The organism is Methanosarcina sp. WH1, from assembly GCF_000970005.1.
GTDB lineage: Archaea > Halobacteriota > Methanosarcinia > Methanosarcinales > Methanosarcinaceae > Methanosarcina.
The window spans coordinates 2,494,934-2,512,848 of record NZ_CP009504.1; the positions used below are offsets into that span (position 1 = coordinate 2,494,934).

General features: G+C 37.2%; 16 protein-coding genes. 8 read left to right on the forward strand and 8 right to left on the reverse strand.

Annotation, left to right across the window (positions count from 1 at the left end; genetic code table 11):
- Window positions 1-938: 938 nt before the first annotated feature.
- Complete coding sequence (gene ala, locus MSWH1_RS10920; protein ID WP_048130430.1) at window positions 939-1,919, reverse strand: alanine dehydrogenase; 981 nt, start codon at window positions 1,917-1,919, stop codon at window positions 939-941.
- Between the two features lie 226 nt (window positions 1,920-2,145).
- Between ala and MSWH1_RS10925 the strand changes: the two genes are divergently transcribed.
- A complete protein-coding gene (locus MSWH1_RS10925; protein WP_048128470.1) occupies window positions 2,146-2,847 on the forward strand; it encodes a DUF434 domain-containing protein in 702 nt (233 codons plus the stop codon).
- Between the two features lie 108 nt (window positions 2,848-2,955).
- Here the strand turns inward: MSWH1_RS10925 and MSWH1_RS10930 are convergent, their stop codons facing one another.
- Window positions 2,956-4,008 (reverse strand): lipopolysaccharide assembly protein LapB, encoded by a 1,053-nt coding sequence (locus MSWH1_RS10930; protein ID WP_048128473.1) that lies wholly within the window; start codon window positions 4,006-4,008, stop codon window positions 2,956-2,958.
- 148 nt (window positions 4,009-4,156) lie between these two features.
- On the opposite strand from MSWH1_RS10930, the gene MSWH1_RS10935 reads away from it, so the two are divergent.
- Window positions 4,157-5,512 (forward strand): hypothetical protein, encoded by a 1,356-nt coding sequence (locus tag MSWH1_RS10935; RefSeq protein WP_048128478.1) that lies wholly within the window; start codon window positions 4,157-4,159, stop codon window positions 5,510-5,512.
- 688 nt (window positions 5,513-6,200) lie between these two features.
- The gene (locus MSWH1_RS19175; RefSeq protein WP_156148154.1) at window positions 6,201-6,371 is read left to right on the forward strand and encodes a hypothetical protein; all 171 of its coding nucleotides are present in this window, start codon (window positions 6,201-6,203) and stop codon (window positions 6,369-6,371) included.
- Between the two features lie 10 nt (window positions 6,372-6,381).
- Here the strand turns inward: MSWH1_RS19175 and MSWH1_RS20230 are convergent, their stop codons facing one another.
- Window positions 6,382-7,986, reverse strand: coding sequence for a pentapeptide repeat-containing protein (locus MSWH1_RS20230; protein ID WP_048128482.1), 1,605 nt, complete (start codon window positions 7,984-7,986; stop codon window positions 6,382-6,384).
- A gap of 164 nt (window positions 7,987-8,150) precedes the next feature.
- Entirely contained in the window at window positions 8,151-8,621 is a 471-nt protein-coding gene (locus MSWH1_RS10945) for a hypothetical protein (protein WP_048128483.1), read from the reverse strand.
- 299 nt (window positions 8,622-8,920) lie between these two features.
- Between MSWH1_RS10945 and MSWH1_RS19185 the strand changes: the two genes are divergently transcribed.
- Window positions 8,921-9,211, forward strand: a complete 291-nt coding sequence (locus MSWH1_RS19185) for a hypothetical protein (protein WP_156148155.1) — start codon at window positions 8,921-8,923, stop codon at window positions 9,209-9,211.
- Window positions 9,212-9,218: 7 nt separating this feature from the next.
- Here MSWH1_RS19185 and MSWH1_RS10955 read toward each other — a convergent pair whose 3' ends face one another.
- The gene (locus MSWH1_RS10955; RefSeq protein ID WP_048128488.1) at window positions 9,219-10,484 is read right to left on the reverse strand and encodes a hypothetical protein; all 1,266 of its coding nucleotides are present in this window, start codon (window positions 10,482-10,484) and stop codon (window positions 9,219-9,221) included.
- A gap of 489 nt (window positions 10,485-10,973) precedes the next feature.
- On the opposite strand from MSWH1_RS10955, the gene MSWH1_RS10960 reads away from it, so the two are divergent.
- Complete coding sequence (locus tag MSWH1_RS10960) at window positions 10,974-11,678, forward strand: hypothetical protein (RefSeq protein WP_048128490.1); 705 nt, start codon at window positions 10,974-10,976, stop codon at window positions 11,676-11,678.
- Between the two features lie 291 nt (window positions 11,679-11,969).
- On the opposite strand, the gene MSWH1_RS10965 is transcribed toward MSWH1_RS10960, so the two are convergent.
- Entirely contained in the window at window positions 11,970-13,013 is a 1,044-nt protein-coding gene (locus tag MSWH1_RS10965; protein ID WP_197074590.1) for a hypothetical protein, read from the reverse strand.
- A gap of 434 nt (window positions 13,014-13,447) precedes the next feature.
- A complete protein-coding gene (locus tag MSWH1_RS10970; protein WP_156148156.1) occupies window positions 13,448-13,882 on the reverse strand; it encodes a hypothetical protein in 435 nt (144 codons plus the stop codon).
- A 220-nt stretch (window positions 13,883-14,102) separates the two neighbouring features.
- Between MSWH1_RS10970 and MSWH1_RS10975 the strand changes: the two genes are divergently transcribed.
- Both MSWH1_RS10975 and MSWH1_RS10980 read left to right on the forward strand, forming a co-directional pair.
- Window positions 14,103-14,438 (forward strand): hypothetical protein, encoded by a 336-nt coding sequence (locus MSWH1_RS10975; RefSeq protein ID WP_048128497.1) that lies wholly within the window; start codon window positions 14,103-14,105, stop codon window positions 14,436-14,438.
- Between the two features lie 105 nt (window positions 14,439-14,543).
- Window positions 14,544-15,128 (forward strand): hypothetical protein, encoded by a 585-nt coding sequence (locus MSWH1_RS10980; RefSeq protein WP_048128499.1) that lies wholly within the window; start codon window positions 14,544-14,546, stop codon window positions 15,126-15,128.
- A 30-nt stretch (window positions 15,129-15,158) separates the two neighbouring features.
- Here the strand turns inward: MSWH1_RS10980 and MSWH1_RS10985 are convergent, their stop codons facing one another.
- Window positions 15,159-16,145 carry a restriction endonuclease gene (locus MSWH1_RS10985; protein WP_048128501.1) on the reverse strand — a complete coding sequence of 329 codons (987 nt, stop codon included), beginning with the start codon at window positions 16,143-16,145 and terminating at the stop codon, window positions 15,159-15,161.
- Between the two features lie 488 nt (window positions 16,146-16,633).
- On the opposite strand from MSWH1_RS10985, the gene MSWH1_RS10990 reads away from it, so the two are divergent.
- Window positions 16,634-17,803, forward strand: coding sequence for a peptidase (locus tag MSWH1_RS10990; protein WP_048128503.1), 1,170 nt, complete (start codon window positions 16,634-16,636; stop codon window positions 17,801-17,803).
- The last annotated feature ends 112 nt before the right edge of the window (window positions 17,804-17,915 follow it).

Here is a 17,915-nt window from a genome sequence, read left to right on the forward strand (position 1 = left end):
TATAGTACCCACCTTAAGGTTTGCAATATCCTGAAACGGGTTGGAATTGAGATAAGTTTTAAAACAGGTGTTGAGCAGATTCTGGAGAGAACATGGTGGAAATTCGGAACTAAAAAAATGATATTATTGGGGTAAAGTACAATGCTCTTGGAGGTATAACTGCTCCCCAGAACCCGCTCAACGTCTAATAATTTTTACCGCTAACTATTTATGTATTGTGAATTTGTCCTACTTAATTAGATTAAGAAACAAGACAATCAGAAAGAAGGCCCGTTACTATTTATACAGACAACGAGATTTAAGGAAAAAATATAGCATTAAATAAAGTACAGTTGTCTGTTAGAATTTTTTGATGAGATACATAGCTTCTAGATACATAGTTTCTATTTTTTTCTGTATTGAAATCCTGTGCCTAAAAAAGAGTTGTTGAATGGTTAGAGGGGGAGAATATGGGGGTTATTTTGGAAAGAAAATTTGATACCATTTGGGGGACTGGTATGTTTGCTCGTAGAGGACTAATAAATCCCAGAAAGTTAACCATTCAACAATACCTGTTTTTGCTGTTAAGTATTTATTCCTTACGAATTAATCTTACTGATCTAAGATCACCACACGAGTAGCCAGACAAGCTGGTAGAGACGTTCATATTTACCTTAAAATTGAAAATCGGTTTTCAGGATAAAGGGAAATATCCTCTTGAACCGGGGGACATTTCTTAAATATATTTTGTGTATCTCAATTGCGGTGTTGTTTTACAGATTATATTTTATCTGGCTGGCGACTGGTCTCGGTCCCACGCGGCGCAGGGAAAGAAAACTGAGGTATTCCTTATCTGGATTCCGGATAGATAAACCAGTTAATCAGAGACTGGCGAAAAAGTAATAAAATTAAAAAAGTGTGGGGACAAAAAGTAGAAAAAAGAAAATAGTTAACAGATTTCAGAACATACGGACCTGCCTGCCCAGTCCTTTCCGGACTGCCCTCTCATAAACCATGTGAGCGGTTGCGACATCCTGAATCGCAAGCCCTGTGGAGTCGAAGATCGTAATCTCCTCTTCACTTGTCCTGCCAGGTTTAAAGCCAGCAATAACTTCTCCAAACTGGGCATGAATGTCATTTTCCGAGATATAGTGCTTCGAAAGGGGAACGTTTACTTCCCCTGAATGGAGCGCCTGTACCATATCATCGACAATGATCTTGGAGCGGAGGAGGAGTTCGGGGTCGAGTTCTTCTTTTCCTACCGCATCTGCCCCTATTGCGTTTATATGGGTCCCCTCTTTAATCCAGCTGGCTTTCACGATTGGTTTTCTAGTAGGGGTTGTCGTGACAAGGATATCGCAGTCGCACACTTTTTCAATGCTTTCCTCATAACGGATTTCACAGGGCACGAAATCTGCCATATCCCGGATAAACTGTTCACAGCTTTCTTTTGTCCTGGAATTGATTTTCACAACTTCGGGCTCAAAAACTTCACAGAGAGCTTCAAGCTGCGTCCTTGCCTGGTTTCCCGCACCTACAAGGCCGATAACTTTAGAGTCCTTTCTTGCAAGGTATTTTGCAGCAATCCCTCCGGCTGCTCCTGTCCGGATGTCAGTCAGGTAAGTCCCGTCCATAATTGCCACAGGAGCACCGGTTTCGGGGGAGATGAGTATAATCAGCGCCATAACCGTAGGAAGGTTACGCATGGGGTTCCCAGGGTGGACGTTTACGATTTTTACACCTGTAATGTCCTCTTCTTCAAGATATGCAGGCATTGTCCTCAGGTCACCGTTGTAAGCCGTATAATAAAGATAGGATTTGGGGGGCATCTGCACCTTACCAAGCCCATGCTGTCTGAAAGCTCTTTCCACTACCAGCATATCAGAATGCATATCCACAACGCTTTTTACCTCTTCCTGAGCCAGCCACAATACTTCCATAACAGAACCCTCCACCGGAGCCATAGACCTTCCTCACATATGAACCATAAGCTGGCTTCCGGCTGAAAACCAGGCTTAAATCGAATAAAATCGGAATAAAAACCGGCAGGCACACAGGCACATCGACTGCCTGGCAGCACAAATTGCCATTTTTATTCGCGCAAATATGTATATATAACATATATCTTCACTCATTTAAAGAACTTCCTTCCTGAAAGGAGAAATTATGCAAGAGAGTTCTGCTGCTTTTCCCGGACCCGACCTGAAAGAAAAACTGCTGAAGCCTGCCAGAGACATTAGAAGCATTCTGCGCTGGGGTTATCCTAAATTTGCAACCATCCGCTTCGTGGCCGACCACTCTCAGCTCAGTGTCGAGGAAAGGCATATTCTCACAAGGGTGATCATGCCTCCGGATAAAATCGTATCCAGAGTCAGGAAAAAAATAGCCTGCAACGGCATAAGAGATAGGAATCTTCTCCTTGACGGATACAATGTCCTCCTCAGCGTGGACAGCCTGCTGAAAAATGAGCCCATGTGGTTCTGCGACGATGGATATATAAGGGACACCCGCTACTACTTCAGCAAGGCGCGTCAGGCTGAAGATATCGAGGAAGCTCTGGATTCTGTTCTTGAATTTATCTCCGAAGCTTGCCCGAAGTCAGTGACCTTCCTTCTTGATGTACAGATCAGCCGAAGCGGAGAACTTGCAGGCTTTATCCGCCGCAAACTTAAGGAACACGAGATTTCAGGTGAGGCCCGTACCTCAAAAACTACGGATTTCGACCTGAAAACCGAAGGTGGAAATCCCAAAAATAACCTCGTTGTCGCAACCTCCGACGGAATAGTAATTGACTCGGTCCTTCAGGTACTTGATATCCCGGCCTGCCTCATGGAAAAAATGGGAATTGAGCCGGTGAGGCTGTATTGAATTAGGGCTCCACTAACCTGAAACTTGTACTAACCTGAGGTTCTACTAACCCGAAATTGTGCTGACCTGAGGCTGTACTTGACTGAGCAGATAAGACTTATTAATTTATTACCAGGCACTCCGCTTAGAAAATTCTGCCTGCCTGTAGATTTCTTCGGCTTCTGCGTACTGCCCTTTTTCTTTCAGAAGATCTCCGTATCCGCAAAGGCTTCCGAAATGTCCGGGATCTAGTTCGAGGGCTTTTTTGTACTGGACTTCAGCTTCGTGCCTGTGCCCGAACCTGGCAAGCAGCCTTGCATATTCACAGTGAGCTTCCACATCCCCGGGGTCAATTTTAAGGGCATACCTGAAGTGCACTCTTGCCCCATGAACAATTCCATGTTCTGCAAGCAGACGGGCATAGAACAGGTGGAGCTTCGGGCTTTCCGGATCTGCTTTGAGGGCTGCTATGTAGTGGGTTTCAGCTTCAAGGGGCTCCCCTTTTTCTTTAAGGAGGCGGGCGTAGCGGAAATTGGACTCCACATGCCCGGGGTCAATTTCAAGCGCCCGGGTATAATGGTAGTTAGCTTCGATTTTTTGCCCGCGTTTGTAAAGCAAAATTCCATAACCGCAGTGAGCTCCAACATGCCTCGGGTCAAGGAGAAGGGCTTTTTTGTACGCTTCTTCGGCGCCGTCCATGTCCTTGAGCCTGTAAAGCAGGCAGCCGTAATTGCAGAGAGTATCAATATGGAAAGGATAGATTTCAAGGGCTCTTTCATACTGGGTTTTTGCAGCTTCGAGTTCCCCGAGCTCGGCAAGCATGGCTCCGTATCCGCAGAGAGCTTCTATATTTCCCGGATTTTCCTCAAGCACCTCTTCAAATTCCCTGGCAGCAAGACCCCCAAGCCCCAGCAAAGAGGCTGTTTTTCCTGCCTCCATATGGGCTTCTTCCCGCATTTTCCCTGAGAAAAGTGAGGCGCATGCCCTGGAAAATACATACCTTTCCCTGTACATCTTATCGTTGCCGAAAATAAAGGAGAGTTTCAGCAGGGTCTCTGGCGAAAGAGAGTGCTCACGTGAAAAAGAAATGACAAACTCAACGACCTCATCGAGATCACATTCATCTTCTGCAACCTTTTCGATTACATGAAAAACCAGCTTGTCTATGGCATCTATTTCCATGCCCAAAAACCTCCTAAATTTTATCCTTACAATCAATTTATTTGGCTGGCTATAAATAAGACGTGCGTCATTTTTGGCTGACTATTCAACTCTATGGAATTATTTATTATACAATAGCTTAATATATTTAATAGAGTCGGTGGGATAAATGGCTAAGTATGACGAATTACGAAATTATGAAGCTGTCAAGACATGGTTTAAAAGGATTCGGAAAAGACCAAAAACCGAAAAAAATTATCTTATGGGGCTTCAGAAATACATTGACTTCACGGGGCTAACGCCAGAACAATTACTTGATGAAGCAGAGGATGAAGTTACCCGTAATGTTTCAATCAGCCGCAGGGCAGTATTAACCCGCCGTGAGGCTTTCATAGAGTACCTTGAAATCAACAAAACATCATCAAGCGTTATCCTGAACGCCATTAATGCTGTAAATAGTTTTTATAGAAGTCATTATATAAAAGATTTTCCAGATTTGGTTATAAAAATATCACCTCAGCCCAAAAAAGAAAACACTGGATTCATAACAAAGGCTGATATTTATGCGTTATTGGACATCGCAGACCCGCTCGAAAGGGCTGTAATTCTTGTTGGAGCTACAAGCGGGCTGTCAATGATTGATATATGCAACCTAAAGGTGCGGAATTTCTGGAATGGTTATGACCCAGAAACCGGAGTCACAGCAATACCGTGGGTAAGGATAAAAACCCTATCGAGAACACCAGTGGAATTTATTACATTCTTGACACCGGAGGCTTCTGAAGCTGTTAAAGCATACCTTAAATTCAGAAACAGACCGTCAGCACCATACCAGCATGTATGGAACGATGATGGATACCTCTTCATCAAAGAGCGGATTGTTGGGAAGTTTGAAAAGAACCCTGAAAAGAACCCTGAAGAGAATTCTGAAGAGAATTCTGAAGAGAATTCTGAAAAGAACCCTGAAAAGAACCCTGAAGAGAATTCTGAAGAGAATTCTGAAAAGAAAAAGAAAAAGAAACGTGCAAAATATAATCCTCAAGACCCTGACGCAGAAGAGCAAAGAAAACTTACTGAGGTTGGATTTACAAGAATGTATGCAAGGCTGGCAATAAACTCAAAAAAGGTAAACCCAAACGGCTGGAATGTAGTTAGAAGTCACCAAATGCGTAAATTCTTTTTCTCGACCCTCATGCAACCTGATACTGGATGCGACTATTTCTTTGTTGACCGGTTAATGGGACATAAGCCCGCAGGCGCTAACAATTCATATTTCCATTGTGACTTAGAGAAAATGAAACCTGAATACATAAAAAAATGTGTCCCATATCTGACATTTGGAAAATCTGGAAATGTAACTGATGATGAAAATTACAAGAGGATAAAAGCAGAAAATGAGATGTATAGAGCCAGAAATGCCGCCGTAGAAGTTGAAAGGTATGAATTTGAAAAGATGAAAAACGTTGTAAAGAAGATTGCAGAAGGAGAAGAATTAACACAGTATGATAGTGAATATTGGCTTTAAACTGCCAGCCATTACCATTACAATAACTTCCAGAGGGCTTTAAACCCTCTTTCCTTTTTTTAATCCCTTTTTAATCCTCATTCCGGTTATCTGCTACCGAATTTTACCATATCCCTTTTTATAGCAAGTGATATTTATAATTATTTAAATCTTATTTGTTATCCTATTAATCTCAAAATAGTATTACATAACACACTATTTGGTGATAATCCATGTTATCAAACACAGAACTCATACTTTCGTATGCGGCAGGCGTAGATGAAGTGGGAAAAATAATTGAAAAGAATTACTATGAATAGACAAGGCTTAACTTGAACATATGAACTGAAAGTGAAAATCCGCCACTCCCATAGAGAGGAATCCTTCCTTGTGGAAGATTCAATCTAATCTCTTCCAGAGCCATATCTTAGCAACACAGCACCGCACCGCCTAGCACAGAGGCACATATAAGCCCATAGAGGGCACATATAGAAGAGTACAAGGAACTTCTACATACCTATCCTATACGCTCTCTATGAGCCTTAGAATAGACCGTAATAAAAAGAGTAGGGGATAGTTAAAAGACCCTTCTAATTATCCATATCAAAGGGTAAAGCCCGATATAGAAGGCTATGTACAGAGGGTACAGGCAGAGCCAATAAAAGACACTGCCCATAAACACGATGAAATACATCATGATCCTGAAGGTATGCGTTTATTACTCCAGGAGAAAGACCAGAGAATAGAAGACCTGAGAAGGGACAAAGAAACCCTTTCTATTTTTGCTCATTACTTCAAGAGCCTTGAATACAGGCGATTAGAGGAGAGTTCTGAAGCTGTTGTGCCGGAAGTAAGAGAGAAAAAAACATGGGAGATATGATAATACCCTATCATTCGTACGGATTCGGATTTTTAATAAGAACTTGGTATTCTTTTGGATATTTCTCTTTAAATGATCTGCGGAGATCTTCGTCAAATTCTGCTTCATAAAGTGTTTTTGCTTTTAATAGCTGGTTAATTGATAAATTGTTAGCTCCTTTCAGATGAGCACCTATGAGGGAAGCACCTATGAGGAAAGCCTCATGTAAATCAGCCTTCTCAAGGTGAGCTTCTTGTAGGTCAGCCCCCTCAAGATGAGTACCACTGAGGTAAGCCCCTTCCAGATGAGCACCTATTAGGTAAGCACCTTCAAGATGAGCTTCTATTAGGTAAGCACCCTCAAGATGAGCTTTTATGAGGGAAGCACCTTCAAGATGAACACCAATAAGTTTAGCTCCTTTAAAGTGGGCATCTTTTAGTTCAGCCCCCTCAAGATGAGCAATATTAAAATCGGCTCCTTCCAAATGAGCTTCTCGCAGATAAGCTCCTTCCAGATGAGCCCAACTTAAGTCAGCCCCTTCAAGGTGGGCTTCTTGTAGATCAGCCCCTTCCAGATGAGCCTCTTTTAGATAAGCTCCTTCCAGATGAGCACCTATTAGGTAAGCACCTTCAAGATGAGCTTTTGTGAGGGAAGCCTCTTCAAGATGAGCTTCTTTTAGGTAAGCTACTTCAAGATGAGCCCAACTTAGGAAAGCTCCTTCAAGGTGGGCTTCTTGTAGATCAGCCACTTCAAGATGAGCCCAACTTAGGTCAGCCCCTTCAAGGTGAGCTTCTTGTAGGTTAGCCCCTTCCAGATGAGTCATTCCCAAGTTTAGACGTGTGCTCTCTCCGTTATTAAAAGAGTGTAGACGTTTTCCAATAACTGTAAGAACTGCTTGAATATCTAATGATATTTTTCTTGCTTTTGGAAATTCGCTCTTTTTACTTTCGTTAGCTTGAATATCCATGGATATTTGAGTAACTTTTTTGTTTTCAACGATATCACTACTAGAATTCTTTCTAACGTAAGCAGTTAAAATCTCCATGATTGGCCAGTAATCATTCTCAGATTCCTTTGATATTCTTTCAAGAGCATATATTCCCCCCAACCTAATCTCCATTGCTACTTTCCCAAGTTGATCAATAGCTCCTAACTGATCTACCGCATGAGTAAAACGTTCAGTTATTTGCCCCTCTTTAGAAACTTTCAGGTTATTTTCAGCAATTTCCTGAGTAACTTTCAAGTTATCCTGGGTAACTTTTAAATTATCCTGTGCAACTTTTAGAGTTGTCTGAGTAGCCTGTAACTCTTTCTCTGCAATACCAATTCTTCGCCACGTATAATAAAGACCAATAGCAATTGCAACCCCGCCTAATATTTGAGCTAAAGTTGCACGGTACTGATTCTCAAGTTCAGCCTCTATTGTAACATTATTTATTCCGCGTAAATCTACCTGCAGGTATGGGAATACAAATAAAAAAATTACTGCAAATATGAAAGATATACTAATTAACGGATACTCCTGAATTATTGAAAAAATTTTATTGAAATCCCTCGTCGTATTTTTTGCGAGCCGACCTATATATTCTTTCAATTTTTCAATGGATTGTTTCGCATCCCCATTTTTTAATGTCATTGTTTTTCCTTAACTGTAAAATATTCAAAATCATATATTTTTTTCATATATGCATTCATACAGTCAGCTTCTACCTATTGACATGATATAAAAACGCAATATAGAGAGGTCACATATAACCGAAGGGTAAAAATGTCATTTTTCTTGAAGATAATGCAAACTCTTTATAGTCCCTTAGGTTGCCCTCCCAAACTATCGAGGAACTTTCCAAGATCAGTGCCCATTTTCACACAGAAAGAAGATCCTATTGCTTCGCTTACTTCTGCATAGTTTGATTCATGACATATACACTTCCATATATCATACAAAGGAACTTGCCTTCTTTTCATATGCATTAGATCTTCCTTTGAGAACATGCCAGGATCGATAATCATAAAACCGAATTTTTTACCTGTGGCAGTTGTTCCGGTGAGTTCGGCTTCATTGGGAATTGTTTTACATGGGAAGGTCTCAATTCCATCTTTAGAGATTATAGTTACATGTTCTTTTTTATCGTCTACTCTAAATCTGAGTTTTTCACCTTCGGGGGTAGTACAGGTAAATTCATCAGTGCCATGTACCATTTCACATGGAAGTGTAACAGTTTTGCCTTTAGTTGTTATAGTTACACGTTTAGGTATTTTTTCATCACTCATATTAACACCATGAATTATCATATTAGTGCATTTAATCAGTCAAATAAGCCTTCGAGGAGCTTTCTAGAAAAGAATTAATGAACTGTCTCTATATGTATTTTTTTAATTTGTATTTGACGTCTATACTCTTTCATTTTTCCACATATCTTCTGACTATGCTTTTGTTCACTCATTTATTCCATAGTATACCGGAATGTACAGTATTCCTTCGATTTGGCCAAACTTTAACGCAAAATTATTTTGAGAAATACATATTAGTCGAAAATAAGCCTTTTAGTATCTGTTTTACTGCTTGTATTTTGTTTCCACTTACTCGAAATCTTGAAAAAAAAATTCAAGCTTATTATCTGGTTTACATTGGGAAGGAAGCCAACAACATTGAGGATCAGCCTTTGGATGTAACAGGGGCTCAGGAGTTCATTAACAAGCAAGAGATAATGAACAATATTCTAAACATGTCTCAAACAGAAGCTGAAGCTCTGGGAGTCTCTAGGAGCAGGTTTCAGGGAATAAAGCAGAGAATAAGGGAAAATGGAAATCTTAATTTGAATACTCCGGCTGTGAGGAGGTTAGTTAATGGTACTACTTAAAAAAATTTTAATGATTCAACGGAAGCTTATTTTTAAAATCATATATTGAAACCAGATGATTTGGACTGATAGACTTAGCAATCTTCTCGCTAACGGTGTTACTTTGCGAATCTATTATTGAATCAGCCAGTTTTAAACCCAAATATGCCATAACTCCTAAACCTGGTATTCCTTCAGCAAGCCCTCCTATTAAACCTAAACTTAATGAAACTCCAAACTTAATCCCGTCAGCTCTCTTGCTTATTATGTTTGCATCATCCCAAACATTATCAAGAATCTCAGCCATGTTTCTGCTTTTTTCTTCGATCGTGTCTGTTTTATTTCTTTTTACCCCTTCATTGAGAGCATTAACCACTTTGTATAAATCATAGTCATGATATTCCTGAATTATTTTAGTGCAACCGCTTATTGTCTCAGGATATATAGTTAGTTTATTCAAGAGAAATTTTCCAATCTCAGGAGGGACAGCAGAGCTATTGATTTCACAATCATATTTATTTTCTAAATCATTCACATAGCTCATGAATTCAGTTCCATAATGACATATAGGTTTTAATAAACTTTTTTGAGGGTTTGCTATCAAAAAACCGTAGACCATTAGGCATAAATGAGCTTTTTCAGGGTTAATACTCATTAAAGTTCCTATTTCTTCAGCCAATTCATCATAACCACTGGCTTTAAGGATAGTGTAACGACTAGCATAATCTTCTAATTTTGCTAAACAGTAGGTTATATTGCTATTTCCAAATGAGGCTGTCGCATCTATTATATATTTATTAAAACCACTCTTAGCTAGCGTTTGAAATTCTTTTTTATATTTTTGGTCTAATTCATGACCTATAACAGATACTGTATCATATTGAATAATTGGAGGTTTGAGTTCAGTAAATAGTGGCTCAAGAAAATCTAGATTTTTATAATGGGTAGGAGGCATCCTGAGGACAAATTGTATTCGACCTGTTTCTTTTTGAAAATCTATCATTTCATCAATGTTATGAGAATTGAAACCCATTGTAAATTCGTGGGTTTCATCAAACGCTTTTTTTGTGTCCTTAGGAACTAACTTAGCTAGTGTTGAACCATAAAATGGAACAACACTCCATATATTAGTATAAGGATCTGCAATTGGTTCTTTCAAGTTAATGAACCTATTTTTAGGTGGATATCTTTCATTTTGCTCAACCTTCCCTTCATCTAGTCTTGTGATAAAACGGATTGTTTCCTCCTTTTCATGAGCTTCATAATCTTGGAGGAACTCGTCAAAAGTATTCATGCTAGATAAATAGACGTCATTGCATATAAAAAATCTTGAACAGGTAATAATTATAATCTGAATCTTTGAACTAAAAAAGACAATTTAGATAAAAAGTTTCTTTTTTCTTGTTCCTTCAATTAACAACACATTGTTAATTTAGAATAAGAGTTCCGTTTTTTCGCCTTACCTATATCCATATTTTAGTGCGAGTGGTCTAATTCGAACCCTTTTTGACAAAAGAAAGGAATTGAAAAGTTAATGGCTTTACCCTGAAGTCGTTTTTCAAGGATTATTTCAGCCGAATATTATTTATCCTTCCTTCTGTAGCTGAAAAATAAAATATGATATTCTTTTATCCTTCAGGATAAGGCTATACACTGCGATTTAACTCATCAAACTAAAACAAAAAAGAAAGAATTAATTACGGGGACTATGATATAGCTTTTTCATATTAAGACCTTAATATATTCACAATACGCTTGAAAGACGATATAGAAGAAAGTGCATATGGATAGTCAAACACTAAACTTATATATTGGTATAATCGGAGTCTCTGTAGCCATAATTGTACCTCTCGCTATTTATTACTTTCAAAGGAAAAAAAAGATTCTAGCATATGAAGAAATTCAAAATCTTTCTGTCGTGAATATAAAAAAGGATTTCAAAGACAAAATGGAAATCAAATACGATGGCAAAGTAATAGACAATCTTTTTGTGTCTACAGCCACACTAAAAAACAAAGGAACTTTACCCATTAAAATAAGTGAAATTTTGAAACCAATTGAAATTGTATTTGATAAGAAAATTCTTGATTGTAGCGTCATAGAGGTAAATCCTAAAGGAATAGAGGTGACTCTAAACCCTAATTCTGAAGACAATTCGATAAATTGTGAATTTAATCTATTGAATCCTCGTGATTATTTTACTCTTCAATTTATTAGCTTAGAGAGGCTATCCACTCCAATAGTAATCTCTCGAATTGAAGGTTTATCCAAAGTAGATATTCTCTCGAATGATAAAAAGGATGGCATCGCAAAAAGAAAATCATCTATTTTGGAAGTTGGTATATCAATATCTGCTTTTTGCCTCATTCTACTTCAATTACTAGGAGTAATCATATTAACTTTTGAAAATTTTGTGTTACTGCTTGTCTTAATTATTTTTACACTTGCATTCACTTTAGAGATAATATATAAGTTAAATAAATTATAATACTATACAAAAAATGGAATGAAAAGCTAGACTCAAGGTTTTAGTAAAAAGGATTTTTTATTTAGAGTTTGTTTCAAAACCACCTCCAATCTCTCTGAACCAATGATTCGGAGTGATGGTCAAGATAAGTAGAACTAAATGAAACATCTGCTTTTGGTCAAAAACACGAATAATCGGAGTTTTGAAAACAGCTCAGTATTATCTAGACAAAATACTTTGACCTTCACTTACTTAGTGATAAACAATTATGAGGAAAACAGCAGGAAAAACAATTACATTGAGCGCATTATGTTAGAATTCATCGAAACTTTTAGCTTTATATTTTGGGTGTTTATGATTATTTGTGAGGGAATCAGTATTCAAAACTTCTAATATCTCCCAATTCACAGTTAATCTTTCAGCTTTATGAGTTGTTTTTCTGTATCTTGCCTCAATTATCACTGTTCCCTCGTTGCTGATGATTACTTCTTTTCGAGAAACCATATGCAGAAAGTTTTCATCCAACACTTTTACTGAAAAATCATCGAGTTTACCTTTAGATTGCTGAGAATTGCCAAAACTCAAACGCCATCCAGTCTGCTTGCCCTCAAAATTACATTGTGTGATTACAAAATGGTCGACGTCTTCTTTCTTGTCAATAATATCGGTGTCTTCAAGATGAAAATAGCCTCTTTCCTCTCTTAATATTTTTTCCTGCTCCTTTCCGTCCACTAAGAAAGTAATATCAGACATATCTTCATCGTCGAGAGGTGACACTACATTTTCTAATGCTTGCTGAATTTTTTTGTTTTCATATAAATTAAGTACAATAATATTAACTGGTATCTCCTCGTTACAACCTTCTACTGTTATTTGACAGGTATTTTCATCAAGTGATTTTTTCGTGAGGATTTTTTTACCTTTTATTTTTTTGTATAACCATATGAGTGTTTTATATGTAACAGCACCGGCGCTACATACACCAGCACTTACAATACCTAAGGTTTCTATAACATTATGAACTGTTTCAATGTTGCCGGAATTAAAAACAGTTTGAATGACACTTGGAGTACTATAAAAAGATGCGATATCAATAATGAAAGACCCTGGTCTAAAAGAACCATGTACTTTAACGGATACTTTTGCATTAGAACCATTAAGAATAGAGTTTGCTGTTTCTATTGCAGTTGACAGCCCTAACAAAGAAGTTGCAACTGCGTTTGCATCCATTTCATTTGATTCAACGGCTTTGCCGTTATACTTAACTGCGAATTCGATTAATTCTGCTCTTTTGGAATCTTCCATTATTTCTTTAAAATCATTGTGACATATATTAAACTTCGGTTTTTGTTCCAATTAATATATAATCAACGCTGAGAATACAACCGTAGTAAGTTTGGGGTATTCAACTGGAAAAAAGAAGAAGGATTGGTTATTTGAATTATTGGTGAAGTAGCCGCACACGTCAATTTTATTGACGCATTCACCTCTTTTCCGGTAGTGAATCCTGCGCATCCCATTCGGGAGAATAATCGGGCACGGTAACCGGTTAAGAAACTGCCAACATCACGGCAAGTAATGCCAACATTTTGTTCTCCATTAGACTTCACCTATCTAATTTATGTTGATTCTGTATATTGTCTTTTCTTTTAGTTGAGTGACCAAAATGAATTTTCATTTCTATCAGTTAAGCAGAAAGCAACAACACTTATGTAATTGAGGGATAGAATGAAAGAAAAGAATTACAAGAGCAGATAATTCTGCCCTTTCATCATTGAATGGGAATTCAATCATTCAAAGTACTGGTCATATTTAGAATCATTTACGTCAGTTATGAATGTACTAAGAACCTGACGACTTGTCAGGTTACTGCCAGCAAAGCCCATCTCTTCTCTCATCATTAGAAGCAAATCACCAAGCTTCCTAATCATCAGTTGCGAATCTTCTTTTGGTGTTTTTATAAGGTTTATGTATGCATTTAGTACGTCTTCTGAAGCATATTGTGACATACCAACATTGACATTAAACCACTCATCTTGGTTGAAAGGTATTTTAGAATTGAGATTTTCTTTTGATTTTTTGGTTGCCATAAATGTAGTAATGAGCACAGTTATTAATTTAGTATACTGATCTTTACGCTGTTCGTGTACTCTAGATTCTATTTCCAGTTCTTTTGCACTCTTAATCTGATATCCTATAAACAACCCGGATGCGGCTATTGTCAAGAATTGAACCACTACTGAACTTATTTGTATCTCTTGGTCAAGTGAAATTGGACACACAGTTTTTCAACAACTCCAATATTATACAGTATATTACATACATTACTTCCTATAAAATTATTAACTTTGGAGTGAAAGTATTCTCTTATCAAGACCTTATAAATCCAAACAAAATCAGAAAAGTTATTTACTCCCTCTATTGACAATATATAGAGGGTTTAAAATGTCAGAAGCGGTTGGATTCGAATCTTTATTTCCTATTGATATTTTTATAAACGGCTTGGGTGCCGGTTTATTTATATTTGTCATTTATGGTGTTCTGTATTCAATTATCAAGCGCAAAACAGAATTCTCGAAACCTCTAATATTACTTGGTTTCATTTCATACATTGCATATCTGTACTTTTCATGGTCTTTCTGCGCACCAGTTTTTGAAATCTTCTCTGATGCAGATATATTTGTTGTACCACCGCTCAACTTTGTGTTTTATGCTACATTATTTTTGATTTTACTTCCAGTAGTTGCTGTGGTCATTTTCTTTTTTCAATCCCTTGGCTAATGTTGTGAATGGCAGAAATGCAGAAAAGATGCCAGAAGCCGTTGAATTTCAGTGATTTGAATGTATTGATTATTAAGATATATTGAGAACTTAAAAGGCGAGGTTATGAATAGAAAACATATAGTTCTGGTACTTGTTTTAATTCTTGGGGTCACATTGGCTCTTGGGTGTACCGAATCAAGTGAGGATTCCGATGTAGCGGTTGAATCTGAGACCTTACAGACCGGCGAAGCACAGGTAATGAAGGAAGAAACAACTACTTCAGCTGAGATAACTTCAACATCTACAGCATCAAAATATCAAGATACAGAGTGGATAAATTCGTGTGACGATAATCTTGATGTTATTAATTCTGACTTGGATAACTTAGGTAATGCATCCTTAAATAGCGACATTCATAATATATGGACATATGGAACAGCATTACGTATTGCTACTCAAATTGCAATAGACGACAGTAAGTTATACAGCGTATCTCCAAGTCTTCAACCTATCAAAGAAAAGTATGAGTTAACATTAAATGAACTATATCAAGCTGGTTACTATGCCGCAGAAGGAGCTTATAATTACAATAATGGAAAATTAGAGCAAGCGTCAGAGGACTTTGAGCTTTCTACAAGTTACTTGAACTTGGCAACTTCTCACTTCCAAGAAATAAATAATGATATAAACAATTATAATTCAAAATAATAGGTTTGACCATCTCCATCTCGTCATAACTTAAGAAAAACTTATTAAAAGAGGTTTTTTGTAAATCAGGGCGGCTTTTATCTTTGTATCAAGCCAATTCTTCAAATCTGCTTCAGTTTCAAGCAATCTGAATATCTCTTCAAGTTTTGCCAACACCACGACTATACCATAGTTTAAAGCATTATGACATGCTGTAATGGACGGCTCAGTATAATCCGAATATGATATGAAAAGTCCTCTTACTTGTCCTCCTCTCTCTTGCATACTTACTATATGGTCGTTAATTTCCAATTTACCGATGGACTGTTTCCACCATTTCATCTCAACCAAGTAATAAGTACCATCAAACTGAATTACTCCGTCAATCTGTTCGACAATTCCTTCAGAATTTTCTCCTGATATTGTGAAAGATTCACTAACTAGAATTCCATAACAAGCGAATAGCTCATTTAACACTTTTTCAAGAGCTTTACCTCTTTTATGCGGGTTTTCCTCTTTAAACAGTGAAGATAATTCAGAATGTACTTTCTTAATACGTTCCTTTTTCTTATTCTGCTCTGCAACTAAAACAGCTTCCTTCAGCCGAATATTCTTAAGTTCCGCTTTGTCTTTTTCAATACGCATTCTTGTGAAGCTATCTTTCCGATTTACGATTTCTCGTACCTTCCAAACTAATCCTCTAGCTTCATTACGTCTATTCTCATAACAGCAGGTGTCAAAGTCTTCAAAATCAACAACTGCCTGTAGAATCTTACGCCGTGCAGAAAGAGCTTTATCTCCTTGCTCATTCAACTCTACCAACAAATTACGTGAAATATCGTACATCTTGATAGCATTTCTATCTCTTGATACTAAATCATCATAAGGTTTTAAAGTAGAAATGCTAACGCCAGCATTTCTAAAAAATGAAAGTAAAGCTTTCTTCGACTTGACAAGTGTTGGAATTGTTTCAGTCAAAACTTCTAAAAGTTCAGGTGGATAATGATACGAAAAATTGTCAAGTATTGGTTCTTCCATCTACGGTCACAAGATTTACAATGCGGTTGCACTATAAATATACAGGTACTGTATGTATTTTAGAAACATATATATTGAAACAAGTTGACGATAAGCATAGAATATTAAATTTAATATATATTTTGAATAATAAAATTAAAACCAATAGCCTGCTATCGGGTGTCCAAAATTTGAAACTAACTTTTGCCCTAAAATAGATAGCATACCGACAAGAAAATTCCTTGACCGATGACCAATGAAGCAGAATACAAAGTCAGATAACCCTTTACTCTTAACAGCCATGTTCTAGACAGAGTGAATAATTGGGAGGCTTTGGTTTCAGGTCAAAAGTAAAAATGTGTATGTTTTTACTGTAAAAAGTAAATTTTTAAATGTATTGAGTAAAGTCTTATTCCAAAAACGAAGATATAAATAGAAAAGCTAAAATGGTATCGGACATATGAAGTTAATAATCAAACTTTATAATTGGTTGTGAGTGATGATCAAAAATGGGCATAATGAGTGAATATATTAAAAAAGGAATGAGTGCACATGATCTTGAAGCAGAACTTCTCAAGCTCATAAAACAATATAACAAAAAGATGAATACTTACTTAATTGTATACGCAAGTGCGATCTGTAAACCGTCCATACCTGATATCTCATTAAATATGGATGATTACTACACTATTTTTGACCTCCTAAGAAGCGTTGACAGCAATAATCTTGATTTTTATATCGAGACACCTGGAGGAAGTGGTGAAGCCGCCGAAGAAATCGTCCGGTGTCTGAGAAGCAAATTTGACTATGTTAATTTCGTAGTTTCTGGTGAAGCAAAAAGTGCAGGAACTATAGTTGTTCTTTCAGGAAATGAGATCCTGATGACTCAAAGTGGTAGTCTTGGTCCAATTGATGCTCAAATGAGGATCGGAAGATCTACTATCTCTGCCTATGATTATATGGAGTGGATAAAAAATAAACATGCCCTTGCAAACAAAGAAGGCAGATTAAACCCCTTCGACGCTACAATGATAGCACAAATAAGCCCTGGAGAATTAGGAGGTGTTGAGCACAGTCTAAACTTTGCTAAAGATTTAGTTGTTAACTGGCTTGCTGAATATAAATTCAAAGATTGGAACCAGAAAGAAACTACTGGGGTAGAAGTTACAGAAGAACTGAAGCTGGAAAGAGCCCAAGAGATTGCATCAGAGTTAATAAATCATGGCAAATGGAGAAGTCATGGTCGTTCGCTTAAAATTAAAGATTTAGAGGAAATTGGGCTGAAAATCAAAAAAATTGATGGCGATCCTATTCTGGCAGATATAGTTTATAGAATACAGATAATTATCAAAATGTTATTTAACAGTACAGGTACATACAAGATTTTTGCGACTGGAGATGAAAAGCTTTTTAGAAATGCAACTCCAATGAACAATCCTCCACAGATTCCTCAAGCCGTTATTGGGAATGCTGAAGTAGCTGATGCCCAAATAAATTGTCCACGATGTGGCACAGTTCACCAACTATATGCTAAATTTGTTCACAATAGTAAGGTTGACAGTGATTTTATAAGGAAAGGATTTAAACCGTTCCCAAAAAATAATAAGCTATTATGCCAGTGTGGGTTTGAAATGGATTTAAATGGGGTCAAAAATCAGTTAGAGACTCAAATACAGTAGTTCCGATCAGGCTTACTTCCGAATGACAAAAACATATTGATTTTACTTTTTACCCACTCATTTTCAAAATATTTTCTATTACTGGTTAGAGTTTAAAATTCTTAATCTATAA

Coding starts and splice junctions, on each gene's coding strand:
- ala (WP_048130430.1), bottom strand. CDS start 1,919: ATGGAAGTATTGTGGCTGGCTCAGGAAGAGGTAAAAAGCGTTGTGGAT.
- MSWH1_RS10925 (WP_048128470.1), top strand. CDS start 2,146: ATGCAAGAGAGTTCTGCTGCTTTTCCCGGACCCGACCTGAAAGAAAAA.
- MSWH1_RS10930 (WP_048128473.1), bottom strand. CDS start 4,008: ATGGAAATAGATGCCATAGACAAGCTGGTTTTTCATGTAATCGAAAAG.
- MSWH1_RS10935 (WP_048128478.1), top strand. CDS start 4,157: ATGGCTAAGTATGACGAATTACGAAATTATGAAGCTGTCAAGACATGG.
- MSWH1_RS19175 (WP_156148154.1), top strand. CDS start 6,201: ATGCGTTTATTACTCCAGGAGAAAGACCAGAGAATAGAAGACCTGAGA.
- MSWH1_RS20230 (WP_048128482.1), bottom strand. CDS start 7,986: ATGACATTAAAAAATGGGGATGCGAAACAATCCATTGAAAAATTGAAA.
- MSWH1_RS10945 (WP_048128483.1), bottom strand. CDS start 8,621: ATGAGTGATGAAAAAATACCTAAACGTGTAACTATAACAACTAAAGGC.
- MSWH1_RS10955 (WP_048128488.1), bottom strand. CDS start 10,484: ATGAATACTTTTGACGAGTTCCTCCAAGATTATGAAGCTCATGAAAAG.
- MSWH1_RS10960 (WP_048128490.1), top strand. CDS start 10,974: ATGGATAGTCAAACACTAAACTTATATATTGGTATAATCGGAGTCTCT.
- MSWH1_RS10975 (WP_048128497.1), top strand. CDS start 14,103: ATGTCAGAAGCGGTTGGATTCGAATCTTTATTTCCTATTGATATTTTT.
- MSWH1_RS10980 (WP_048128499.1), top strand. CDS start 14,544: ATGAATAGAAAACATATAGTTCTGGTACTTGTTTTAATTCTTGGGGTC.
- MSWH1_RS10985 (WP_048128501.1), bottom strand. CDS start 16,145: ATGGAAGAACCAATACTTGACAATTTTTCGTATCATTATCCACCTGAA.
- MSWH1_RS10990 (WP_048128503.1), top strand. CDS start 16,634: ATGGGCATAATGAGTGAATATATTAAAAAAGGAATGAGTGCACATGAT.